Annotated in this window: 15 protein-coding genes; 9 read left to right on the top strand and 6 right to left on the bottom strand. The window is 66.5% G+C overall.

What is annotated here, in order from left to right:
* The first annotated feature begins 363 nt into the window (after positions 1–363).
* From RHOFW104R8_RS15275 to RHOFW104R8_RS15285, 3 genes are all read left to right on the top strand, one after another.
* Complete coding sequence (locus RHOFW104R8_RS15275; protein WP_068096232.1) at positions 364–1,377, top strand: IS30 family transposase; 1,014 nt, start codon at positions 364–366, stop codon at positions 1,375–1,377.
* Positions 1,378–2,063: 686 nt separating this feature from the next.
* Positions 2,064–2,531, top strand: a complete 468-nt coding sequence (locus tag RHOFW104R8_RS15280) for an antitoxin Xre/MbcA/ParS toxin-binding domain-containing protein (RefSeq protein ID WP_235604454.1) — start codon at positions 2,064–2,066, stop codon at positions 2,529–2,531.
* A gap of 72 nt (positions 2,532–2,603) precedes the next feature.
* The gene (locus RHOFW104R8_RS15285) at positions 2,604–3,521 is read left to right on the top strand and encodes an RES family NAD+ phosphorylase (RefSeq protein ID WP_068096234.1); all 918 of its coding nucleotides are present in this window, start codon (positions 2,604–2,606) and stop codon (positions 3,519–3,521) included.
* Positions 3,522–3,786: 265 nt separating this feature from the next.
* On the opposite strand, the gene RHOFW104R8_RS15290 is transcribed toward RHOFW104R8_RS15285, so the two are convergent.
* The 5 genes from RHOFW104R8_RS15290 to RHOFW104R8_RS15305 form a co-directional block, all read right to left on the bottom strand.
* Entirely contained in the window at positions 3,787–4,857 is a 1,071-nt protein-coding gene (locus RHOFW104R8_RS15290; RefSeq protein ID WP_068096236.1) for a macro domain-containing protein, read from the bottom strand.
* Complete coding sequence (locus tag RHOFW104R8_RS17510) at positions 4,857–5,009, bottom strand: hypothetical protein (protein WP_201028769.1); 153 nt, start codon at positions 5,007–5,009, stop codon at positions 4,857–4,859. The genes RHOFW104R8_RS15290 and RHOFW104R8_RS17510 overlap by 1 nt, the downstream gene beginning before the upstream one ends.
* 144 nt (positions 5,010–5,153) lie before the next feature.
* Positions 5,154–5,906: an NrdJb gene (locus RHOFW104R8_RS15295; RefSeq protein WP_068096238.1), complete on the bottom strand. Its 753-nt coding sequence runs from the start codon at positions 5,904–5,906 to the stop codon at positions 5,154–5,156.
* Positions 5,907–6,001: 95 nt separating this feature from the next.
* Positions 6,002–6,655, bottom strand: a complete 654-nt coding sequence (locus RHOFW104R8_RS17515; RefSeq protein ID WP_068096240.1) for a hypothetical protein — start codon at positions 6,653–6,655, stop codon at positions 6,002–6,004.
* A 58-nt stretch (positions 6,656–6,713) separates the two neighbouring features.
* Entirely contained in the window at positions 6,714–9,986 is a 3,273-nt protein-coding gene (locus tag RHOFW104R8_RS15305; RefSeq protein WP_201028770.1) for an LAGLIDADG family homing endonuclease, read from the bottom strand.
* Between the two features lie 400 nt (positions 9,987–10,386).
* Between RHOFW104R8_RS15305 and RHOFW104R8_RS15310 the strand changes: the two genes are divergently transcribed.
* From RHOFW104R8_RS15310 to RHOFW104R8_RS15325, 4 genes are all read left to right on the top strand, one after another.
* Positions 10,387–11,793, top strand: a complete 1,407-nt coding sequence (locus RHOFW104R8_RS15310; RefSeq protein ID WP_068096242.1) for a Do family serine endopeptidase — start codon at positions 10,387–10,389, stop codon at positions 11,791–11,793.
* Between the two features lie 303 nt (positions 11,794–12,096).
* The gene (locus RHOFW104R8_RS15315) at positions 12,097–13,443 is read left to right on the top strand and encodes a substrate-binding domain-containing protein (RefSeq protein ID WP_068096244.1); all 1,347 of its coding nucleotides are present in this window, start codon (positions 12,097–12,099) and stop codon (positions 13,441–13,443) included.
* Between the two features lie 13 nt (positions 13,444–13,456).
* On the top strand, positions 13,457–14,155 hold the full coding sequence (locus RHOFW104R8_RS15320) for an HAD family hydrolase (RefSeq protein ID WP_068096246.1): 699 nt from the start codon (positions 13,457–13,459) through the stop codon (positions 14,153–14,155).
* A 100-nt stretch (positions 14,156–14,255) separates the two neighbouring features.
* Positions 14,256–15,635, top strand: coding sequence for a M17 family metallopeptidase (locus RHOFW104R8_RS15325; protein WP_068096250.1), 1,380 nt, complete (start codon positions 14,256–14,258; stop codon positions 15,633–15,635).
* Here RHOFW104R8_RS15325 and RHOFW104R8_RS15330 read toward each other — a convergent pair.
* The gene (locus RHOFW104R8_RS15330) at positions 15,623–16,237 is read right to left on the bottom strand and encodes a DUF4126 domain-containing protein (RefSeq protein ID WP_068096291.1); all 615 of its coding nucleotides are present in this window, start codon (positions 16,235–16,237) and stop codon (positions 15,623–15,625) included. The genes RHOFW104R8_RS15325 and RHOFW104R8_RS15330 overlap by 13 nt on opposite strands.
* A gap of 207 nt (positions 16,238–16,444) precedes the next feature.
* On the opposite strand from RHOFW104R8_RS15330, the gene RHOFW104R8_RS17520 reads away from it, so the two are divergent.
* Positions 16,445–16,879, top strand: coding sequence for a hypothetical protein (locus tag RHOFW104R8_RS17520; RefSeq protein ID WP_153021746.1), 435 nt, complete (start codon positions 16,445–16,447; stop codon positions 16,877–16,879).
* Between the two features lie 236 nt (positions 16,880–17,115).
* Positions 17,116–20,013 carry a TonB-dependent receptor domain-containing protein gene (locus RHOFW104R8_RS15335; RefSeq protein WP_068096252.1) on the top strand — a complete coding sequence of 966 codons (2,898 nt, stop codon included), beginning with the start codon at positions 17,116–17,118 and terminating at the stop codon, positions 20,011–20,013.
* The last annotated feature ends 28 nt before the right edge of the window (positions 20,014–20,041 follow it).

Consider the following 20,041-nt stretch of genomic DNA (forward strand, 5'->3'; position numbering starts at 1 on the left):
TTGTCTTCGTCATGTCGTTCTCCTTGCGTGGATTGAATCACACGGCAAGGGATACGTTTCTCGCGGGCAAGGTCATAATTATGAGTCCTTCACCTGCGGCTTCGCCCAACAACTGGACCCTAACTCCGAGCGGCCAGCGTTGTGCGTTGCCTTCCGTATCTGCGCTCACATTTATACCCTCGTTCAATTCTATAAACCTTTCGTCCATACCTGTACTTTAGCGGCATCCCTACAATCGTTGGCTCCTGATCAATCACCGCGTGTCTATCGTGTTCTCATCGTAGGTCCGCGAGAAGCTTTTTATGTGGGGCCGCCTCAAACTCCACGTGCAACACCATGCCATATCTGACATAGGCTGTTGCGATGAGAACGTACAACGAACTGACGCTGGAAGAGCGGGTGGAGATCCAGCAGCGGCTGGAATCGGGCGACACCTTGCGTGGCATTGGACGATCGCTGGGTCGCGCGGCGAGCACGATCAGCCGCGAGTGCCGTCGGGCGAGTGTCGACCCCGCCAGCTACAAGGCACAGGCAGCGCAACAGCGTAGTCAACGATGCCGCAGCAAGCCACGTGTGACACGGAAACTCGATGATCCCGCGCTGTGGGAGACGGTGCAGGCGATGCTGCGTGCGCGCTGGTCGCCGGAGCAGATCGCCGGGATACTGGCGCGAGGTTTTCCTGACGCAGCGAGCTACCGGGTGTCTCACGAAACGATCTACACCGCCGTGTATCTGGTGCCTCGCGGGGAGCTGCGCAAAGAGCTGATCGCGTGCTTGCGCCAAGGCCGCAGCACACGCAAACCGCGGACGCGAGGGACGGATCGACGCGGCCAGATCCCGGACATGCAGAGCATCCACGTGTGCCCGCCGGAGATCGAGGATCGGCTGATCCCGGGGCACTGGGAAGGCGACCTGATCAAAGGTGCGGGCAACCGCTCCTCGGTGGGCACGCTGGTCGAACGAACCAGTGGCTTCGTGGTGCTGGCCAAGATGAGCAGCGCCAACGCTGCTGACGCGCTGGAGAGTTTTGGCAAAGCCTTGAAGGGTATTCCCGAAGCGTTGCGCAAGACGCTCACGTACGACCAGGGCAAGGAAATGAGTTACCACGCGGCACTGACCCTGCGTACCGGTGTGCAGGTGTACTTCGCCGACCCGCACAGCCCGTGGCAACGCGGCAGCAACGAGAACACCAACGGCTTGCTGCGCCAATACCTGCTCAAGGGCACCGACCTGTCCGTCTACAGCCAGGTCGAGCTCAACCAGATCGCGCTGAGCCTCAATACGCGGCCGCGAAAGCGCCATCAATTCCGCACGCCATTGGAGGTCTACAACGACCATCTTCGACTCACGGAGGCGAGCGCAGGAACGATTCACTGATCATGTTGCGCGTGGATCTTGAAACCGCCTGGGTAAAAAATCGTCGCGGCCACAATCGTGACCGGCGAGAGCCTCATATCGTGAGCGTGCAGAGGCCAGTTCACACGACACCAATTAGTGGCTCATGGACTGCCCCGTAAACGCGGACACTCCCCAGAAGGCTGCAAGGTGAAATTACATCCCTGCGAACGGCAGCTCCTGGCCGATGTCTGCCAGTCGGCTAACATGGTCAGCGTCCTTGGCGAGCTTGGCCAATTCCGTTGGCGATGGTGGGCAGGCTCGACACCGGGCATGGGCAACGATCCCGCAACCATGGGCAGCATGGTCGCTGGCGAAGCTGGTCAGTCGCTGTGGCGATGGTGGGCAGGTGGCTGGCATTTTGCGCTAAGGTCGCGCGGCTGGGCATCACACGTGCAGCGAACCGGATCTGTGGAGCCTGGAATTGAGCCCCCGTCGTCGGTTCCACCTGACGTTCCGTGCCGGCTGGCTTACGCCTGGCAGCTTGGTTGGATCATCTGTAATGACCCAGTAGTGATTCCGGCAAGTGGACCAACTCGGCCACGGCAGCCCGAAACCGACGCTCTTCCAAGGATTTAACATCGCCTCATGGCCATGTGTAAAATGTGGCTTGAACGTGGTTGAAATCTGTGCATGACGCTCCAGGTTAGGTGTAGTCTGGCAGCCCCATGGAGAACAATGTGATGTCCGCAGCAGCCCTCTTCAGCAATCTCCCCAAGGGAGACCCCCTCGGTTTCGGTATGGGTGGGCGGTTCCATCCGGAAAAGGTGAGAGACTTCCTTCAGCTCAAGAAGGATGAGGTGTCGCGCTTGGCCGATGTGTCAATCAACTCGGTGCGCTTTGACGCCGCAATCCCGGCCGCCGTGCTTGAGCGCTTCGAGGAAATTGCCGTGACCTGCAACATGGTCGCGGAGGCGTTCGGTGGTGACGCGGACAAGACCGCCCTATGGTTCAGGACCAAGAACCCCATGCTGGGTGACGTCTCTCCGCGGGACATGATCCGCCTGCGTCGCTTCGATCGCCTGCGTCGATTCATCATCGGAGCCATGGCCGACAGGGCGCCGATTGCACAAAAGGAGTCCGATTTTGCCGAAGTGGCGCAAAAGGAGTCCGATTCTGCCGAGATGACAGGCTGAGTGTCCAGGCACCGCAGACCCCAGGCGCCGCCGCCTCGCCTTCCGGTGCGGCGCCACTCCACGACGGATGGGATGCCTGGCCTTCTGGAACTGGACCGCTTCTCGCAGGCGGACCTCGACCGATGGAACAGCCTGTCCCAAGACCTGGATGAACTACACGCTATCCTGTACTCAGGTGTCGAGCCGCAACGGCAGAGGCATCACGCCGAGCTGATCGCGGCCCTTCGATCGGTGCCATGCGCGCCGATGAATTTCGCCGGCTGGGTTCGCATGGTGACGTTGCGTTACGCGGACGCGCCGCTTTCGGCCGCAGGCAGCCTGAAAAACTTTGGCGGGCGGTTCAATATCGGCGCGGACGTCGACAACGCAATCCGCTCGCCCTGGCCCGCCCTGTATATCGCCTCCGATCAGGAGACCGCCTACCGAGAAAAGTTCGGTATGGCCAAAGATGATCGTATCGACGGATTGAGCGCCGAGGAGTTGACGCTCACGCCCGGCGGCAGTTACTCGGCCGTCCGTCTAGACGGTCACTTGGAACTGGTGTTCGATCTGGCCCAGAAGGGAGCGTTGGAGCCGTTCTGCAAGGTGCTGCGCAAGATCAGCCTGCCCGTGGAAGCCATCAGACTGCAAAAGCGCCTGAAGATACCTGGTCCGCCCGCCATGATTCGATCGGCGGCTCGCTTGATTCAGGAGACCCTGGTCGTGAACTGGCGCATCTTGCCCGCCCAGTTCGGAAATCCAGCAGTCAGCCAGATTCTGGCCGGACTGATCCTCGATGCGGGTTACGAAGCGATCCGTTATCCGTCAACAAAGAGCGACGGCGAGTGCGTGGCCGTGTTCCCTCATCGATTGGCAAGCGATGCATCATTCGTGATGATGGCTGATGACGCGCCGGCGAGCGTGCGTCACACGCGCCTTGACCTGAGCACCACCGATGATCTCTGCGGCTGGGGAGTGCTCCCCAGCTATCTGCGACCAGCGACGGCCTGATGGCCTTTCTCTGCGAGCAGTGAATTGCGGGACACGGCTAGGTCCCGCGGGCGATTCCCGTCCACGAATAGCTTTCTACGGCTAAGGTACGAGCCCGGCCCCCGAGCCGATTCGCGACGGCGGGCAAGCCGGCCAAGGAACTTGGCGTTCCGTTGACCTACCTGTCGGCAACGCAACCTGGGCATCAAGGCGGACGCGCGCCACAAAGGGGGCGAGGCAATCATGCCGACTTAATTCCCGCCGGAGCGGTCCCCTCGTAGGAAACTCAAGTCGACACGGTTGCACTTGGTGCCAATCGTTTCAAAGCTATGCCCAATGCTCGGTCGTCGAACAATCTATCCTTCCGCGTCGCTGCACCTGGGCCACCGCGCCAGTGGCGTAGCCCCTCGCGCACGGCGGGAACCCTCGGGGCCACGCCTTCCTTCGTCAGCAACCAGTCCACGGTAGCCAGCAGTTCGATGCCGTAGGGCGATTCGAAGCCATCGATCAAGGCCGCCGTGGCTTCCAGCGCAGGAACGTAGTCCTTGGCTTCGCTCTTGAGGTAGGTCTGGACGAAGGTTTTGCGTCCGTCGTCGAACCAAATCACATCCAGCGGGCCGGCATCGCCGATGCGCTTGTCACAGTGCAGGTAGCTACCGTCCAGCCCTTCCAGCAGATGCCGTAGACGCTCGGCGTAGGGACCGTACTTGTGCGGCGCGAAGCGTAAATCCAGCGGTGCCAGACCCGCGCTCTCTATGTTGCGCTCAAGGAACCAAGCCAGCTTCTGGATCTCCAGCAAGCTGCATTCCATGCCCAGCACCCAGTAACGGCGCACCAGCTCGGCAATCAGGGCTCGCGCCGGAGTCAGCTTCTCCACGCCGGTGCGCTTGGCGACGTTCTGGTATTCCCCGGTCGGCTCAAACACGAGAATTTCGGTATCAAGACCCGCCAGCGCCTCCTCGATCTGTAGGCGAACCTCGGCCCAGTCCAATCCGCCGTTGCCCGCGCCCAGCGGCGGGATGGCAATGGATTTAACCTTGTTCTCGATTAGGAAGCGGCGCAGATCTTGTAGCCCTTCGATGATCCATTCGATCTTCGAAGCGCCGCGCCAGTGCTGCTTGGTCGGAAAGTTGACGATCCAGCGTGGGCCATCCAGTTCGTTCACTTCGGTGACGAACATCTTGCCGGTGCGCACTTCCTTGGCTTTGCAGGCGGTGGCGTAGTGGCGGAAGTTTTCGGCAAAACGCTCCTTGAACATCAGCGCGATGCCCTTGCCCATCACACCCACGGTATTGACGGTGTTGACCAGCGCCTCGGCGCGGGCCTCAAGAAGGTTGCCTTGGGTGAACGTGATCATCAGAAATACCAACCAGTGCGAGCATAAACCGGCAGGTTCAGGTTGCCGCAGTGCAACCCGTTGTCCAGAATCCACGGCAGGTTGTCGCGGTGGACGATGCGCCAGATCAGCGCCTTTTCAGGGTTGAGGCTGGAATAGAGCATCGTGCCCATGCTACTAGTCGCCCCTGAATTCTTCGCGCTTACCCCCACGAAATCGGCATGATGCCGGTGGCCGCGCAAGGCATCCCGTACGGCATCGCCGAAGGACGACGTTTTGTCGCCCTTTTCCTTATTTCAGGGTCGAGCGTAGTGCATTCAACCGCACTTCGAATACCCGCAATTCAAGCAAGTCTGGCAGTTGTCCATCAGCACCAGCGCCCTGGTGTTGCACTTGTCGCACATCATCGAGCCGGGCGGAAACGTGAGCGCCTCGGATGCCGCGGCATTGGCGCCCGGGGCAGACGACGCCCCGCTCACTTCAGAGTTTTTTTTTGCGCCCAGCGCCTCGTACGCCGCGCGCTTCTCGGCGATCAGCTTCCGTGTGGCGTCATCCATCTCCGGATCATGGATCAGCCCGATGTTCTTCATGTGCTGTTCGATCACGCCGCCGATCTCGGCGACGATGCTGGGCATGTAGACGCCGCCGGCCTTGAAGTAGCCGCCGCGGGGGTCGAACACGGCCTTCAGCTCCTCCACGATGAAGGTGACGTCGCCGCCCTTGCGGAACACGGCGGAGAGGATGCGGGTGAGCGCCACGATCCACTGGAAGTGGTCCATGTTCTTCGAGTTGATGAAGATCTCGAACGGGCGGCGCTGCTCGTGCTTGGTGCCGGCGTTGAGCACGATGTCGTTGATGGTGACGTACAGCGCGTGCTCGAACAGCGGCGACTTGATCTTGAAGGTGGAGCCGACCAGGGTCTCGGGGCGCTCCACGCTTTCGTGCATCTGGATCACTTCGGCCGACGGCGCCTCTTTCGGCGCGGCGGCGGCGACCGGGGCGGCGGCAACCTTGTCTTCGGGTTTGACCACGTTGTAGCCGGTGATCTTCTTGTCGATCTTGATCGCCATGGTGTTCGCTTCTTTGGGTGTTGGTGCCGGAGTGGACGCGGCGCGGTGCTGGATCATCCGGCCCGGCACTGCGGCCGGGCCGGATGCGGTGCTGCTTACTTCTTCTTGCCGGCGGCCTTCTTGGCGGCGGGCTTGCGCGCGGCCGACTTGACGCTCGCCTTCTTGCTGGCAGTGGACCTCTTGGCCGTCTTGGCGACGGCTTTCCTGCTGGCGGACTTCTTCGCTGCCGCCTTTTTCGGTGCGGCCTTCTTGCCGGCCGTCTTCTTGCTGCTGACCTTCCTTGTGGCCTTGGCGGCTTTCTTCTTCACCACCTTGGCGACTTTCCTGGCGGCCTTCTTCACCGCCTTCTTGGCGGCGCCGGCCTTCTTGACGACTTTTTTTGCTGCCTTCTTGACGGCCTTCTTCGCGGCGGTCTTCTTCACCGCCGCTTTCTTCGCAACCTTCCTGGCCACTTTCTTCGCCGCCTTCTTCACGGCTTTCTTGGCGGCGGCTTTCTTCGGCGCCGCCTTTTTCGCCGCAGCCTTCTTGGGCGCGGCCTTCTTCTTGGCCGCGGCCTTCTTAGGCGCAGCCTTCTTGGCCGCCGCCTTCTTCGGGGCGACCTTCTTCTTCGCTGCCGGCTTCTTCGCCGGCGCGGCAGCGGCCGGCGCGGCCGGCGCGACTTCCGGCAATACCGGCAGGACGACCGCGGGCGCCTCGGCGGCGGCCGGCGTGGTGATGGCGTTCACTTCGATTTCGTTGTCGATGGACATGCTGGTGTTCCCCTCCGGTGGACCGCTTGAGTGCCGCACGCAGGTGGCGTGCGGCGGTTCAGAACTTGCCGTAATAGCCTTCCTTCAAGGCATCGAAGAGGTTGGCGGCGGAGTGCATTTCGCCGTCGTATTCCACCTGCTCATTGCCTTTCAGTTCGACAACACTACCGTCCTCCAGCTCGAAGCGGTAGAGGGTGCTTTCAAGGTCCGCTTCCTTGACCAGCACGCCCTGGAACGCGGCGGGGTTGAAGCGGAAGGTGGTGCATCCCTTCAGGCCCTGCTTGTAGGCGTAGAAGTAGATGTCCTTGAAGTCCTCGTAGGGGTAGTCGGTGGGCACGTTGGCGGTCTTGGAGATCGACGAGTCGATCCACAGCTGCGAGGCGGCCTGGATGTCGACATGCTCCTTCGGGCCGATGTCGTCGGCGGCGACGAAGTAGTCCGGCAGCCGGTTGGCGGGCTCGTCGGTGGACACCTTGGCGTCGGCATTGATCAGGGCGCGGTAGGCCAGCAGCTCGAAGCTGAGCACCTCGATCTTTTCCTTCGACTTCTTGCCCTCGCGGATCACGTTGCGCGAATAGCTGTGGGCGAAGCTGGGCTCGATGCCGTTGCTGGCGTTGTTGGCCAAGCTGAGCGAGATGGTGCCGGTAGGCGCGATCGAGGTGTGGTGGGTGAAGCGCGCGCCGGTCTCGGCCAGCTGCTCGACCAGGTTCGGCGCCACGGTGGCGATGCGCTGCATGTAGCGGCTGTACTTGGCGTGCAGCACGCGGCCGGGGATGGCGTCGCCGACCTTGTAGCCGTCGGCAACCATTTCCGGGCGCTTGCGCAGCATGTCGCCGGTGACGGTGTAGTCGCGCAGCAGGATCGGCGCGGCGCCCTTCTCCTTGGCCAGGTCCAGCGCCACTTCCCAGCCGGCCACGGCCATCTCGCGGGAGACGTCCTCGGTGAAACTCACCGCGTCGGCGCTGCCGTAGCGCATCTTCAGCATGGTCAGCGTGGAGCCCAGGCCGAGGAAGCCCATGCCGTGGCGGCGCTTGCCCAGGATCTCGTTGCGCTGCTGCTCCAGCGGCAGGCCGTTGATCTCGACCACGTTGTCGAGCATGCGGGTGAACACCTTGACCACCTCACGGTATTCGTCCCAGTCGAAGCGCGCCTTGGGGCCGAACGGGTCGCGCACGAAGGTGGTCAGGTTGACCGAGCCGAGCAGGCACGAGCCGTACGGCGGCAGCGGCTGCTCGCCGCAGTTGTGCGCGTGCAGGCCGTTGCCGTCGAAGGTGTTGATGCCGGGCACCTGCACGTCGTAGACGTCCTCGACGCCATCGGCCTGCAGCGAAGCCACGGTGGCGACGAAACGTGCGCGGTTCAGCGTGCGCTTGTAACCGGACAGGGCCGCCTTGAGGCGGGTCGCCTTGTCGCTGTCGGCAAAGCCGATCAGCTCGGCGAAACGCTGCAGCGGCTCGCCGGCGATGACCAGCTCGTGCTGGGCCTGGGTGGCGTAGGCACGCGTGCCGCCGCGGCCGTCCGGCAGCCGGCTTTCGCCGGCGTCGCGGCGATCGCGGTAGATGCGCGACGGCACGCCCAGGCGCAGCAGCATGCGCTGCACCGCTTCCAGCCGCGGCAGGTCCGACTGCGCCAGGCGCACGGACACGCCCTTGGCCTGGCTGCCCTGCACCGAGCCGTCGGCGTCGAAGAAGCCGCGCAGGAAGCCGCGGTAGGCCTCGCTCGATGCCTGTTCCAGCGCCGGGGTGATCGCCTTGTCGCCGACGCCCATGCCGAACTCGAAGGCGAGGTCGCGCAGGGCGGCGGACTTCATGCGGAACTCGCCGCGGCCGGCCACTTCCGACCAGCCGGCGAAGTCGGCGCGGTGCGGCAGCGTCTGCGCGCAGCGCAGGGCTTCGGCCATCAGGGCACGGGCGCCGCCATTCACCGAGCCGTTCACGACGGCGGCCTGCGGCCACACCGACAACACGGCGACCTCATGCTTGAGCGTGCCGTCACCGACCAGCAGGCCGAGCAGGTAGCCCTGTTCCGCGGTCAGCGCGCCGGGCCACTGCGCATTGGCGCGGTGGTCGTTGAGCAGCACGCGGTCGCCCGGCCGCAGCGCGCCGGCGGCGCACCACTCGGTGTCCACGCTCCAGCGGGTCAGGCGCGAGACGCGGCGCACGCGATGGTCTTCGGTCAGGCGCAGGCGGTGGCCTTCCTCGGTCTGCAGGGCCAGCACCGGCTTGGTCGCGGTGCGGAAGAAACCCTCGGCGCCGGTGGCGTGATCCTGGCCATCCACCCGCGCCATGAAGCCGTGGCCGAGCAGGTCGGCGACCTGGCGCGGGCCTTCGGCGGTCTGCACCCAGGTGTCGGCAGTGACACAGGGGTTGGTGGCGCGGATGTGCTCGCACCACCAGTTGTTGTTCATCTCGTTGACCTTGTCGATCAGGATGAAGCCGGGCTCGGCGTAGTCGTACGTCGAGACCATGATCATGTCCCACAGGTGCCGCGCGCGGACGGTGCCGTAGACCTTGCAGGCGACCAGGCCGTCCTCGCGGTCGACGTAGTTCTGGTGGGTGGGCCATTCGCGCCACACCACCTTCGACGGGTCGGCGAGGTCGATCTCGTCCTGTTCCTTCACGTGCACCGGGAACACCAGCGGCCAGTCCCGGTCGTGCTCGACCGCTTCCATGAAGCCGTCGGTGATCAGCAGGCTGAGGTTGAACTGGCGCAGGCGGCCGTCCTCGCGCTTGGCGCGGATGAACTCCTTGGCGTCCGGATGGCAGATGTCGAACGTGCCCATCTGCGCGCCGCGGCGGCCGCCGGCGGAGGAGACGGTGAAGCACATCTTGTCGTAGATATCCATGAACGACAGCGGGCCCGAGGTGTACGCGCCGGCGCCCGACACGTAGGCACCGCGCGGGCGCAGCGTGGAGAACTCGTAGCCGATGCCGCAGCCGGCCTTCAGGGTGAGGCCGGCCTCGTGCACCTTCTCCAGGATGTCGTCCATCGAGTCGTGGATGGTGCCGGAGACGGTGCAGTTGATGGTGGAGGTGGCCGGCTTGTGCGCCAGCGCGCCGGCGTTGGAGGTGATCCGCCCGGCCGGGATCGCGCCGCGGCGCAGCGCCCACAGGAAACGCTCGTACCAGTGGCCGCGCAGCTCGTCGCTGGCCTCCACGTCGGACAGCGCGCGCGCCACGCGCTGGTAGGTCTCGTCGATGCTGGCGTCGACCGGCTCGCCGGACTTCGCCTTCAGGCGGTACTTCTTGTCCCAGATGTCGTAGGACGCGGGCTGCAGCGGGATTTCCACGACGGCGTCGCGATTCATGCTGGCGTTCTGGGCCGGGCTCATGCTCGTACCCGGGGTTGAACCTGTGGCTGGCGCACGCACTGTGCTCATCGGCTTCCTGACCTCTCGCAACGGCCTCGCGGCCGGCGTTGTTTTCTGTTTGGTACGACTAGGTCGACCATGCTATGTCCGTGGCAGGCCACAAGGCCGTGAGGATTGCCCTCCAGCCCTTGTGCCGGCTGTTCCCGACGACAACGACTCCCCCTCAAGAGTGCGATAGTCGACACCAGCACTTGTCTCGATGCTGGCACTTGAACACAAGATGTTGTGGTTGCTGTCGGATAGGCAAATTAACCCTCGCGTCGTCCGATGTAAAGTCCCCGCGGCATCCTTCAGACCCGAGGAACCGCGGCGCGGCGATCCGGTCGAAGCAGCGCCGCTTTCAACGCCTGAGGAGAACTCCATGTCGCAGCCACCCTCCCGCCTCCTGCACCGGCTGGCCGGCCTGTTCGCCGCGACGGTCCTTGCGGTCGGCGTCGCGCCGGACAGCGTCCGTGCCGCCGCCCTGCCGGCCGCGATCGGCGGCCAGCCGATGCCGTCGCTGGCGCCGATGCTGACGCGGGTGACCCCGGCGGTGGTGAACATCTCCACCACCACCCGGGTGCAGGTGCGCGATGCGTATTTCGACGACCCGATGGTGCGCCAGTTCTTCGGCCTGCCCGCGGTGCCGCGCGAGCGGGTCGAGCAAAGTCTCGGCTCGGGCGTGATCGTCGACGCGGCGAAGGGCTACGTGCTGACCAACAACCATGTGGTCGGCGGCGCCGACGACATCCAGGTGACGCTGCAGGACGGGCGCAGCTTCAAGGCCAAACTGATCGGCACCGACCCGGAAACCGACGTGGCCGTGGTGCAGATCCCGGCGCAAAACCTCCGGGCGCTGCCGCTGGCCGACTCGTCCGGCCTGCAGGTGGGCGACTATGTGGTCGCGGTGGGCGACCCGTTCGGGCTGGGCCAGACGGTCACCGCCGGCATCGTCTCCGCGCTGGGCCGCTCCGGCCTGGGCCAGAACTCATCGGGCTCGGGGGGCTACCAGAACTTCATCCAGACCGATGCCTCGATCAATCCCGGCAATTCCGGCGGCGCGCTGGTCAACCTGCGCGGCGAGCTGGTCGGCATCAACACGATGATCTTCTCGCCGTCCGGCGGCAACGTGGGCATCGGCTTCGCGATCCCCAGCAACCTCACCAGCGAGGTGATGGCGCAGCTGCTGGCGCACGGCAAGGTGCAGCGCGGCAGCCTGGGCGTGCAGACCCAGGCGATCACCCCGCGCATCGCCAAGCTGCTGGGGCTGAAGGACAGCAACGGCGTGGTGGTCACCGGCGTGGGCAACGGCTCGGCCGGCGAGCACGCCGGCCTGCAGCCCGGCGACGTGCTGACCACGCTGAACGGCAAGCCGTTGCGCGACGTGCAGGAGCTGCACAACGCCGAGGGCCTGCTGCCGCTGGGCAGCACCCTGCGCCTGGGCGTGCTGCGCGACGGCAAGGCGCGCGAGGTCAACGCCACGCTCACCGCGGAGAAACTGGCCAGCATCGACGGTGGCCAGCTCGACCCGCGTCTGGCCGGCGTGCGCTTCAGCGAGCTGAGCCAGAACCTGCGCAGCCAGGGCTGGTACGGCGTGGCGGTCAGCGCGGTGCAGCCGGGCAGCCGCGCCGCCCGCGCCGGGCTCGGCACCGACGACGTGGTGATCGGCGTGGGCAGCCAGCGCATCACCAGCGTGGCCATGCTGCGCGGGCTGGCCGGGGTGAAGCCGCGCCAGCTGGTGCTGGTGGTCACCGACGGCAGCGACACGCGCTACGTGGTGGTGAACTGATCCGCCCGGGGCGCCTCGAACGATCCGCGCTGCGCCGGTCATCCCGTGGCATGCCGGCGCGGCACGCCGGAATGACCGGCGTGGGAGGCGTTTCGAGGCCCCATTCAGGCAAAAGCGTGGCCGCCATCGCCACCGGCCCGTGTCCCGGCGCACAACCCGGGCCATTGTCTCCGCGCAAATGCATGAAAGTGCTTGATGTTCCGCATTCGGGCCGATGAAATACCGTTACACGTTCACCGCCCGTGCGTCTGCCGGGCGGCATACTTTCGCCTCCACACCACTTTTCCGGGGCTCTCCATCGCCATGTCCGTCCGTCTTGCCCACCTGCTGTCCGTCGCCCTGATCGGGGCATGCCTCGCCACTCCCGCGCTTGCCAAGAGCCATCACCCCAAGGCCAAGGCCGGCGCCAGCACGGTCGCCAAAAGCAGCCTGATCTGGCGCGGCGACGTCGCCACCGCGAACGGCGTGGTCGACGAGGTGGCGAAGGCGTGGGAGAAGGCCGGCCACGGCCGCATCGAGCTGCAGCCGTTCAACACCGCCTCGGGCATCGACGCGGTCGCCAACGGCACCGCCGACCTGGCCGGCAGCGCGCGCGCCGCCGACGACAGCGCGCAGAACGCGCAGCTCACCTTCACGCCGGTGGCGTGGGATGGCCTGGTGATCATCACCCAGTCGTCCAACCCGATCGGCAACCTCACGCTGAAACAGGCGCACGACATCTACTACGGCAGGATCCACAACTGGAGCGAGGTTGGCGGCCGCAATGCGCCGATCGACGTCTACGCGGTGGCCAGCCCCGGCGACGGCGTGGAATACAGCCTGCGCAGCCTGCTGTTCGGCCGCGGCAACCAGCCGGTGGCCGCGCCGCGGCTGTACGTCAACACGCGCAAGCTGGAAGAAGGCGTCGCGCTGAACCCGAACGGCCTGGGCGTGGCGACGCTCTCCAGCATCAGCGGCAACCCCAAGCTCAAGGCGATTCCGATCAACGGCAAGGCGGCCACCGTCGCCAACATCGCCGACGGCAGCTACCCGCTGTATACCCCGCTGTACCTGGTGACCAACCCGCGCAGCCCGAAGGCCGCCCAGGCGCAGGCCTTCATCGACTTCATGCAGACCGAGCCGGCCAAGGCCGCGCTGCGCAAGCATGCGGTACTGCCGTACCAGGACGGCAGCGCGCTGGCGTCGATGGACGACGCGCGCCGCAGCCGCATCCTCGCCGAGGTCGGCGCCCGCGCCGTCCGCAGCACGCCGGTGTCGGCGCCGGGCGCAACCTACGCGGCCCGCGCCGCCATCGCGCCCACCTCGCCCGATACGCTGGCGGCCCGCCAGGCCGTGGAGCAGCGCCGCGCCGACGCGCAGGAGACCGCCCGCCTGAACAAGGTGCAGGGCAGCGTGGCCGACGTCAGCGTGAGCAGCGTGGAGCACGCCAACGGCAGCGCCACCACCGTCGACCGCAGCAGCGGCAGGGATTTCGGCCAGGTCAGCGCACACGCACGCCAGGCCACGGCCACCTACAAGGTGGCCAAGGGCGATACGCTGTCGTCGATCGCCAAGCGGCATTCGGTCGAGGTGGCCAAGCTGCGCGAGTGGAACCACCTGAAGAACGACCAGATCAGGCTCGGCCAGGTGCTGCGCATCGACAACAACTGACGCGCCGACCGCGGTGCCGATACGCGCGCTGACGCTGGACCTGGACGACACCCTGTGGCCGGTGCTGCCGGCCCTGGAACGCGCCGACCAGGCGGTGGATGCCTGGCTGCGCCAGCACCATCCCGAGGTCGCTCGCGCGTGGCCGATCGCGGCCATGCGCGAGCTGCGCATGCAGGTGGCCGCCGCGCGGCTGGACCTGGCGCACGACTTCACCCGCCAGCGCCAGCTCACCCTGCAGCAGGCGTTCGCCGCCTGCGGCGTGGACGACGCGCCGGTGCAGGCGCTGTGGGAGATCTACTTCGCCGCGCGCAACCGCGTGGAGCTGTACCCGGACAGCCTGCCCGCGCTCGAACGCATCGCCGCGCGCTGGCCGCTGGCCAGCCTGACCAACGGCAACGCCGACCTGGAGCGCATCGGCATCCACGCCCATTTCGCCCACCACGTCTGCGCGCGCGACAGCGGCGTGGCCAAGCCCGACCCGCGCATCTTCCTGGCCGCGGCCGCGCGGCTGGGCGTGGCGCCGCGGCAGGTCCTGCACGTCGGCGACGATCCGGCGATCGACATCGCCGGCGCCCGCGACGCCGGGCTGCGCACCGCATGGATCAACCGCGACGGCCGGCCGTGGCCGGACGAGTTGGGCCCGCCGCCCGAACTCGACCTGCGCGACCTGACCGAGCTGGCCGACTGGCTGGACGCGCACGGCGCCCGATGACCAAAGGACCATAGGCAAGCCGCGGGCAATGCGCGCATCATCGCGGGTTTACCGCCCATGACGCGGCGCACCGCGCCGCCGCAAGCCTGAAGGATCCCGCATGTCCGCCCTGATCGAACGCCAGCCCGGCAACCGCCGCAGCATCGCCATCGAGACCACCGACGCCGCGCACTACGCCGCGACCCGTCGCCGCCTCACCGCGGCGCAGCGGCACTGGCTGGCGGAGTGCGGCTTCACGGCGGCGGCGGGCACGTTCGCGCTGCTGTGCGACGACGCCGGCAAGCTGGTGCGCGTGCTGGCCGGCGTCGACCCGCGCGAGCCGCTGGCGTCGCTCGCCGCGCTGCCCTGCAGCCTGCCCGAGGCGACCTACCACCTCGCCGACGAAGGCGTGCTCGCCGACCCGGCCCAGGCCGCGCTGGGCTGGGCGCTGGGCGCCTACCAGTTCAACCGCTACCGCCAGCCGAAGCGCGCGCCGGCCCGGCTCGCCGTCGCCGCCGCCGAATTGCGGCAGCTGGCGCCGCTGGTCGAAGCCACCGCGCTGGTGCGCGACCTAGTCAACACGCCGACCGAGCAGATGGGCCCGGAGCAGCTGGGCGACGCGATCAAGCGGCTCGGCAAGACGCACAAGGCGAAGCTGCGTGAGTGGGTCGGCGACGAACTGCTCAAGGCCAATTTCCCGACCATCCACGCGGTCGGCCGCGCCAGCCACCGCGCGCCGCGGCTGGTCGAGCTGAGCTGGGGCAGGAAGGCCGACCCGAAGCTGGTGATCGTCGGCAAGGGCGTGTGCTTCGACACCGGCGGGCTCGACCTGAAGTCCGCCGACGGCATGCGCTGGATGAAGAAGGACATGGGCGGCGCGGCGCACGCGATCGCGCTGGCCGGGCTGGTGATGCAGGCGCAGCTGCCGGTGCGGCTGACCCTGCTGGTTCCCGCGGTGGAAAACGCCGTGGCCGGCAACGCGCTGCGCCCGGGCGAGGTGGTGGTCACCCGCGCCGGGCACTCGGTGGAGATCGACAACACCGACGCCGAAGGCCGCCTGGTGCTGTGCGACGCGTTGGCCTACGGCGCCGAGCAGCAGCCGGACCTGATCGTCGACTTCGCCACCCTCACCGGCGCCGCGCGCGTGGCGCTGGGCCCGGACCTGCCGGCGCTGTTCGCCAACGACGAAGCCTCCGCGGCCGCCGCGCTGGCCGCCGGCCGCGCGGTCGACGACCCGCTGTGGCAGCTGCCGCTGTGGCGGCCGTACCGCCGGATGCTGGACTCCTATCTAGCCGACTTCGCCAATGCCGGCCCGTCGCGGCATGCCGGCGCGATCACCGCCGCGCTGTACCTGGAGCGCTTCGTGCCGGACGGCACGCCGTGGCTGCACCTGGACACCTACGCCTGGAACGACGCCGACCGCCCCGGCCGCCCGCGCGGCGGCGAGGCGATGGGCCTGCGCGCGATGTTCGCCTTCCTGCGGCAGCGCTACGGCGGCTGAGCGTCGCCGCCGGACACCTGCCGGCCGAAGCGCTGCAGGCGCTGCCGCAGCACGCGCAGGCCGCGCGCGATCTTCGGCAGCATCCAGCACATCAGCAGCACGAACAGGCCGAGCAGGATCAGCAGCGCCAGCGGGTGCCGCCACATCAGGTACAGGCCACCGATCCAGCCGACGTCCTCGCCTACGCTGGCGCCCCAGTTGCTGAAGGGCTCCGGCGAGGTATTGATCAGTGCGCGCGTGCCGGCCTTGGTGAAATGCGTGCCGGCCACCAGCGCGCCGCCGAGCAGGGCCGCCGCCAGCTGTGCGCCGGCGCCGGAATCCCTGAACACGCCCCAGGCCAGCAAGGTACCGATCGGGATGCGGATGAAGGTGTGGATGGCGTCCCAGGCGCTGTCGAACGCCGGCACCTTGTCGGCCAGGAACTCGCACATCATCAGCACGCCCGACACCGCCAGCACCCAGGTATCGGTCAACGGCAGCAGGCCGTCCGGCAGGTGCACGTAGCCGAGCCGGCCGAGCATGCCGGCCACGAAGATCGTGGCGTACAGCCGGATGCCGCTGGCCCAGGCCAGGCCACCGGCAAGCGCAACGTTCGGCAACATGTCCATGCGGATCCTCTCGTGCGGGGACGCCCCGCAGCGCAGGGTTTACGCGCGACGCCGACTTCTGTCCAGCCGCGCGACGCCCGCCATGCGGGAAACGCCGGCGCCGCACGATCGCCAGGGGCCGGCTCGCCGCACTGCCTCGTGCACGACCTTGCGGACGTCCATACGGCCATACGGCGGTGACGGAGGCGTGCCGGGCCGTTGGTGAATATTGCCGCCGGACGGCTGCCGGATCGCCACGGAAAACCAAAACTGACGCCACGACGCTGTTATTTTTTCCGCTTCCGTGTGATCCTGAAAACCGGCCCGTGTCTTCCACCGCCTGCATTGACCGCATCGCAAAATTTTGCGATCGGCCCGCCCGCGGCGAAACCCACCCGCCTTGCGTCATACGAACCGGATCGTGGCGACACGCGCCCCGTTAGGGAGGGGCTGCTGGAAGCGCTCATCAGGGATTGGGTCTGCACAAGAAGCGCCGCCGTCACGAATCCCGGACCATCCACCATGATCGGGGAGAACCAGATGTATCGCGTACCGCCTCCGGGCCAGTCCCCACTGGCGCCGTCCACCGCATTTCCCATCGGCATGCCGCCAAACGCGCGCCACCTGCAGGTCCGCAACCCATCCAGCGTCACCTAGCCCGGCCACAGGGCGCACCATCCGTCTGCAGACGATAGCCAAGGGAATAAGCCAAGGCCTGCAGCACGGCGATGCCCGGAGCGGCTTCAGCGGCAACACCGTGCCGCCCGAGAACTACGAACTGCCGCCATCGGGCACCCACAGTGCCTGACATGGCGCAACCGGGACGAACCCGTGCCGCTTCCGGCGCGCGGGGGAAGCACGGGGAACTCTTTACTTCAAAACGGGGATAACGCATGAAATACAACTTGAATCACCTGTCACTGGCCGTGCGCCTGGCATTGAGCGTGGGCATTTTCGCAGCCGCAGGCAGCCTCCAGGCGCAGGAATCGGCAACCAGCGACGCGGCCGCCGCCAACCAGGCCAAGCCGACCGCGGCAACGACGAGCAAGGCCAAGAATCTGGAAGCGGTTACCGTCACCGGCTCGCTGATCCGTCGCGTGGACGCCGAAACGGCCAGCCCGGTCGTCACGCTGGATCGTGCCGCGATCACCAACAACGGCAGCCCGACCCTCGGCAACGTACTGCAGGCGCTACCCAGCATCTCGGGCAATGCGACCAATACCCAGAACAACAGCAACGGCGGCGGCGGCGCCAGCCCGACGCTGGAGGGCGGCGATGGCGCCGCGCGGGTCTCGCTGCGCGGCCTCGGCACCAATCGCACCCTGGTGCTGGTCAATGGCCAGCGCCTGGCCAACGCCGACCTCAACATGATTCCGCAGAACATGGTCGAACGCGTCGACGTGCTGGCCGAAGGCGCCTCCACCGTGTATGGCTCCGACGCCATCGGCGGCGTGGTCAACTTCATCCTGCGCAAGGACTACAAGGGCGCGGAACTGAGCGTCAACGACGGCATTTCCAGCCACGGCGACGGCCAGCGCCACGGCGCGCAGTTCACCGTGGGCGCCAGCGGCGACCAGGGCAACATCGTCGCCGGCATCGACTACAACAAGTACAACCCGGTGCTCGCGCCCCGCCGAAGCTTCTCCGCGCGGCAGCTGTACCTGTACAACGGCGGCCCGCAGCCGTCGGGTTCGCACACCATCCCGACCGGTCGCCTGCTGGTGCCGGTCACGGAGTCGCCCGGGTGCGCACCCAGGGCCGGCACCACCAACACCTACGTCACCCGGCTCAGCGGCAACGGCGGCAGCCTCAGTGACTACCGCTGCTTCAGCAACGCCAATGACACGTTCAACTACAACGCGTTCAACTACATCCAGACCCAGCAGGAACGCACCAACGTCTTCGTCACCGGCAACTACAAGTTCAACGACTACGTGACGTTCTTCGCCGACGCGTTCTACAACCACACCAATTCATCCGGCCAGGACGCCCCCGCACCGACCGGCGTCGGCGATGGCTGGCACGTGCTGGCGAGCAATCCGCACAACCCGTTCGGCATCACCTTCAGCCAGGGCACGGTCGTCGATCCGATCGCCGACCCGACCGGCGCAAAAAGCGGCTACCCCTTCAACATCCGCCTGACCGGTCTGGGCACGCGCCTGCACACGTTCACCACCACCAACGAGCAGGTCAACACCGGCCTGCGCGGCAACTTCGGGCAGGGCACCTGGATCTGGGACGCCAGCTTCGACTACGGCCACTCCCATCGCGTGCAGACCAACTACAACGAAGTGAACGTGCCGGCGTTCCAGGTGGCCATCGACGGCGGTGCGAACATCTTCAACCAGGCCGACCCGGCGGTCACCGCGCTGCTGAGGAAAGGCGTGGATGCGCCGGTCTACACCATGACCAACACCATGAAGCAGGTGCAGGCCAACGCCTCGGGCGAACTGTGGGATCTGCCGGCCGGTGCCATGCAGCTGTCGGTGGGCGCGCTGTACCGCAAGACCTCGATGAACTACAACGTGACCAGCGACGCGATCCTCGATCCGGTGACCGGCACCTGTACCGTGTTGCAGGAGGCCTGCGGCTCGCCCGGCGGCGGCAGCGACAAGGCGAAGGAGCTGTACGCCGAAACGCTGATCCCGCTGCTCTCCGGGCAGCCCTGGGCCTACTCGCTCAATGTCGACCTGGGCGTGCGTTATTCGAACTACGACACCTCGGGCAGCACCACCAACGGCAAGTTCGCCATCGAATACCGCCCCATCGCCGACCTGCTGGTGCGCGGCACCGTCTCCCAGGTGTTCCGCGCGCCCAACATGGACGAGCTGTACGACGGCCGCACGATCGCCGGCCCCAACCTCACCGACCCGTGCGTCGGCCTGACCAGCGCGCAACTGGCCCAGCATGCCGCCGCCTGCCAGTTCGTGCCGCCTAACTGGGGCGGCAACCCGCTGGGCCAAGTCACCGGCTACTACTCGGGCGCCGCGGCCATCGGCAGCAAGCTGAAGCCCGAGCAGGGCAAGTCCATCGACCTCGGCTTCGTGTATTCGCCGGGCTGGCTCACCGGCCTGTCGACCAGCGTCGACTTCTGGCACATCTACCTGTCCGACATGCTCACCCCGGTCACCGCGCAGACGGTGGTCAACTCGTGCTTCGCCAACAGCAGCAGCCCGTACTGCTCGTACATCAACCGCTACGACAACACCAACCAGCTGGCCGGTGCGGTCAATTTCATCAACACGCCCGTGGTCAACCTGGGCAACCTGAGCACCAGCGGCGTCGACTTCACGCTGAACTACGCCATCCCGCACTTCGACGTGGGCGGCGTGGACCCGGGCAACTTCAAGGCGGGTGTCAACACCACCTACATCTCGACCTACAAGAACGACGCCACCCCGGGCCAGCCCGGTGCCCAGAGCATCGAATACGCGGGCACCTACAGCATGCAGTTCGGCAACATCGCCCGCTGGCGCGGTTCGCTGACGCTGAACTGGTCGCTGGGAAACTGGAGCGCGCAGTGGCAGACGCGCTACATCCACAACCTGACCAACCTGAACGCCAATCTTGATACCGGCGCCAGCGCACCGATGGGGGCGGTGCTGTACCACTCGATCCAGGCGGGTTACGAGATCCCGAAGATCCACACCCGTCTCGACGTGGGCATCGACAACCTCAGCGACCGGGTCCCGCCGCTGAGCTTCCAGAACGGTTCGAACTACAACGTGGATACGGCCACGTACGACACGATCGGCCGCTACTACTGGGCCCGTGCCACGATCAAGTTCTGATCCGATCGGGAACCGGGGGATGGCCGCG

Source organism: Rhodanobacter sp. FW104-R8 (assembly GCF_001617365.1).
Lineage (GTDB): Bacteria > Pseudomonadota > Gammaproteobacteria > Xanthomonadales > Rhodanobacteraceae > Rhodanobacter.

Coding starts and splice junctions, on each gene's coding strand:
- RHOFW104R8_RS15305 (WP_201028770.1), bottom strand. CDS start 9,986: ATGAGCCCGGCCCAGAACGCCAGCATGAATCGCGACGCCGTCGTGGAA.
- RHOFW104R8_RS15275 (WP_068096232.1), top strand. CDS start 364: ATGAGAACGTACAACGAACTGACGCTGGAAGAGCGGGTGGAGATCCAG.
- RHOFW104R8_RS15285 (WP_068096234.1), top strand. CDS start 2,604: ATGCCTGGCCTTCTGGAACTGGACCGCTTCTCGCAGGCGGACCTCGAC.
- RHOFW104R8_RS15330 (WP_068096291.1), bottom strand. CDS start 16,237: ATGTTGCCGAACGTTGCGCTTGCCGGTGGCCTGGCCTGGGCCAGCGGC.
- RHOFW104R8_RS17510 (WP_201028769.1), bottom strand. CDS start 5,009: ATGGGCACGATGCTCTATTCCAGCCTCAACCCTGAAAAGGCGCTGATC.
- RHOFW104R8_RS15280 (WP_235604454.1), top strand. CDS start 2,064: ATGGAGAACAATGTGATGTCCGCAGCAGCCCTCTTCAGCAATCTCCCC.
- RHOFW104R8_RS15310 (WP_068096242.1), top strand. CDS start 10,387: ATGTCGCAGCCACCCTCCCGCCTCCTGCACCGGCTGGCCGGCCTGTTC.
- RHOFW104R8_RS15325 (WP_068096250.1), top strand. CDS start 14,256: ATGTCCGCCCTGATCGAACGCCAGCCCGGCAACCGCCGCAGCATCGCC.
- RHOFW104R8_RS15290 (WP_068096236.1), bottom strand. CDS start 4,857: ATGATCACGTTCACCCAAGGCAACCTTCTTGAGGCCCGCGCCGAGGCG.
- RHOFW104R8_RS17515 (WP_068096240.1), bottom strand. CDS start 6,655: ATGTCCATCGACAACGAAATCGAAGTGAACGCCATCACCACGCCGGCC.
- RHOFW104R8_RS15315 (WP_068096244.1), top strand. CDS start 12,097: ATGTCCGTCCGTCTTGCCCACCTGCTGTCCGTCGCCCTGATCGGGGCA.
- RHOFW104R8_RS15295 (WP_068096238.1), bottom strand. CDS start 5,906: ATGGCGATCAAGATCGACAAGAAGATCACCGGCTACAACGTGGTCAAA.
- RHOFW104R8_RS15335 (WP_068096252.1), top strand. CDS start 17,116: ATGAAATACAACTTGAATCACCTGTCACTGGCCGTGCGCCTGGCATTG.